The sequence below is a fragment of the Dyella sp. genome (genome assembly GCF_035508675.1).
Classification (GTDB): Bacteria; Pseudomonadota; Gammaproteobacteria; order Xanthomonadales; family Rhodanobacteraceae; genus Dyella_B.
This window is the reverse complement of sequence record NZ_DATJMN010000084.1, coordinates 1-2,827: the sequence shown is the minus strand read 5'-3', so window position 1 is coordinate 2,827 and position 2,827 is coordinate 1. Positions and strand designations below refer to the sequence as shown.

Genomic DNA, 2,827 nt, shown 5'->3' with positions numbered 1-2,827 from the left:
GCAAGAATGCCCGGCGGAAGGGTTTCGACGAACACGCGCTGGTATTGCGGATGGCGCTGCTTGAAAGCCTCCACCAGATCGTGCACCACCATGAACTGGTTGCCGGCGAAGAACACGGTGAGCTGCGGATCGACGATGTCGCCATGCAAATCGGCAATGGCATCGAACGGCGGCACCGCGAAGGAAACGCCGCCCGCCGGCGGCGGATTCCAGGGCGGCAGGTAATTGGGCTGGGCGGCCTGCGCGATGCCGCACAGCATGGCCAGCATGCCAGCCAGCAAGCTCTGTCGCCGGTTCCACGTCAGCGGCATGATCGGGCTCCTGCTCACAGCGGCATCAGGGCGTAGCCCTGCTGCTCCAGCTCGGTAATGGTGGTGAGCGCGGACAGGCTGAGGGTGACATCCTTCGACGCCCACTCGTCCGGATAATGGTGTTCCGCCATGGCCTGCCCGCACACCGCAACGTCCACGCCAGCCTTGCGCAACTGCGCGATCACCGCCAGATTCGGATTGGCTACGCCGAACTGCGCCTTGTAGTGCGCATCGTCGAGCACCAACGGGGTAGCCGGGCCGTACGCCACCGCCACGAATTTCAGGTGATCCAGCGGCACACCGGCGGATGCATAGAGATTGACCGTGCGCGCCACGCGCTCCAGGGCCGGATTGATCTGATCCGGCTTATCGCTGCTCTTGGTCAGCGAAAACACCACCTTGTAGGTCGCCGCCGGGCTGGGCTGATAGGCCGCCTTGGGCAGCGGGTGATAGTTGCCGGCCGCGGTGATGGGCTGCGCCGGCGTTTGGGCGACAGCTGCACCGCAGGCGAGCAGGCCAACGATGCAGATCAGCGGAATCGAGGGTTTCATGCGTCCGTCCTGTCGGGGAGTATCGGCGGCAAGGCTACGCTGCCTGGACGCATCAGGCCACTTCATCTTGCCTATGCGGTGGATAAGGCAGCCTTATCGACGCCCTGCATCCTGTACCATGCGCATCCATGAGCGAGCAGCCCACCACCCACTTTGGTTTCCGCGACGTTCCGGTCGCCGAGAAGCAAAAACTCGTCGGCCAGGTCTTCACCTCCGTCGCCCGCAACTACGATCTGATGAACGACTTGATGTCGTTCGGCATCCATCGTTTGTGGAAGCGTCATTTCGTGGCCATCAGCGGCATCCGGCGCGGCGACCGCGTATTGGATCTGGCCGGCGGCACCGGCGATATTGCCGCGCTGCTCAAGCCGGTGGTGGGCGAAAACGGCGACGTGATCGTGGGCGACATCAATGCCGCCATGCTCAACGTGGGCCGCGACCGGCTCACCGACCGGGGCGTGGTGTCGGGGCTGCGCTGGGTGCAAATGAATGCCGAAGCGCTGCCTTTCCCGGACAACAGTTTCGATGCGGTCACCATGGCCTTCGGCTTGCGCAACGTCACCGACAAGGACAAGGCGCTGGCCGATATCTGCCGCGTGCTCAAGCCCGGCGGCCGCGCGCTGGTGCTGGAATTTTCCAAAGTGCGCAACGAGCTGTTCGGCAAGCTGTACGACTTCCACTCGTTCCAGGTGCTGCCGGCGCTGGGGCGCTTGTTCGCGCGCGACGCGGAAAGCTATCAATACCTGGCCGAGTCGATCCGCAAGCATCCCGACCAGGAAACGCTCAAGGGCATGATGGAGCAGGCCGGTTTCGAGCGGGTCGAAGTGCGCAACCTCAGCAACGGCATCGTCGCGATCCATCGCGGCTACAAGCTGTAAGCTTGCCGCAAGCTGTTCCCTTCGCCTGGCGTCGCTAAAACGTGATGCCCACCAGCACCATGTTCTCGCCCCGGTTGGGCATGTGCAGAAAAGCATTGGAGCTGTGCCGCAAGGCCACCATCCAGTGGCCGCCCTGCCAGCCCAGCGTGCTGGTGAATTCGTAGCTGCTGCTCAAGCCTTGCGTGCGGCCGGTATGCAGGGTCGGCTGGAAGCTGAAAAACAGCGGGCGATACCACGCATCGGGCGTACCGTAGTGAAGGCGCACGCCGCCGGCCAGCATCCAGATGTGATCGCGCGTGGTGGTGCGCGCATAGCGATAACGTGCGATATCCCGACCGTCGATCCAACCTGCCGTGATATCGGGCGCCCAGGTGAACGCACTATGGCCGATGGCGTGTTCGTCGAATACGGCTTCGCCAAAGACCGCAGGCGCCCCTTCGTTCCAGCTGAAATAGCCGCCCAGAAAGCTTTCGCCGCCTTCCACCGAGAAACGTGGATCAGCCGCCAGCACCGGCCATGCCGCGCTGCTCAGTACGATGGCAGCCGCAAGGCGGCGGTAAAGGGGCATGACAAGCATGGGTTACCTGCGCAATGACATCCGCCCGGTGACCAAGCTTCCTACCCCTGTGCTACCCGTCCGGGCAGCCGCTTGATGGTCATCCACGCTTGGGCGCAGTTGTCCGAGCAACTGGCCGCCACCCTACTTATTCAAGTGTTCTGGAAAGGCGAAGATTTCGCTATGCAGCGCACGACACACACCGGCGCCAAAGCGCGCCGTCACGCCGCGCGCAGATCCTCCAGCAAGGTGCCCTGACGCAGCGTTTCTTCCTCGTGGTCGGGATCGCGCCACGTTTCCTTCAGCGCCGCCGCGTACCACTCCCGCATCGAAGGCAGCGCCAGCATGCGCTGCACATACGCTTGGGCAGCATCGTCGACGGCCAGCTGATAACTCTGGAGGCGGAACACCACCGGGGCGTAGAACGCGTCCACCGCCGTGAATGCAGCGCCCGCCAGATAGGGGCCGCCGAAGCGCCGCAAGCCCTCGTTCCACAACTCCTGCACCCGCGCAATATCGCGTTCCAGCGCC

General features: G+C 63.7%; 4 protein-coding genes and 1 pseudogene. 1 reads left to right on the top strand and 4 read right to left on the bottom strand.

Translation table 11 applies throughout. From position 1 onward, the window contains the following. Positions 1–311, bottom strand: a pseudogene (locus tag VMA74_RS04805) (ABC transporter substrate-binding protein); the annotation flags it as partial. A 14-nt stretch (positions 312–325) separates the two neighbouring features. Next, entirely contained in the window at positions 326–862 is a 537-nt protein-coding gene (locus VMA74_RS04800; protein ID WP_325365342.1) for a DsrE family protein, read from the bottom strand. Between the two features lie 128 nt (positions 863–990). On the opposite strand from VMA74_RS04800, the gene ubiE reads away from it, so the two are divergent. Further along, positions 991–1,740: a bifunctional demethylmenaquinone methyltransferase/2-methoxy-6-polyprenyl-1,4-benzoquinol methylase UbiE gene (gene ubiE / locus VMA74_RS04795; RefSeq protein WP_325365340.1), complete on the top strand. Its 750-nt coding sequence runs from the start codon at positions 991–993 to the stop codon at positions 1,738–1,740. Between the two features lie 34 nt (positions 1,741–1,774). Here the strand turns inward: ubiE and VMA74_RS04790 are convergent, their stop codons facing one another. Next, a complete protein-coding gene (locus VMA74_RS04790; protein WP_325365338.1) occupies positions 1,775–2,317 on the bottom strand; it encodes a lipid A 3-O-deacylase in 543 nt (180 codons plus the stop codon). Positions 2,318–2,517: 200 nt separating this feature from the next. Continuing rightward, a partial coding sequence (locus tag VMA74_RS04785) for a glutathione S-transferase C-terminal domain-containing protein (RefSeq protein WP_325365336.1) occupies positions 2,518–2,827 on the bottom strand: 310 nt, incomplete at its 5' end.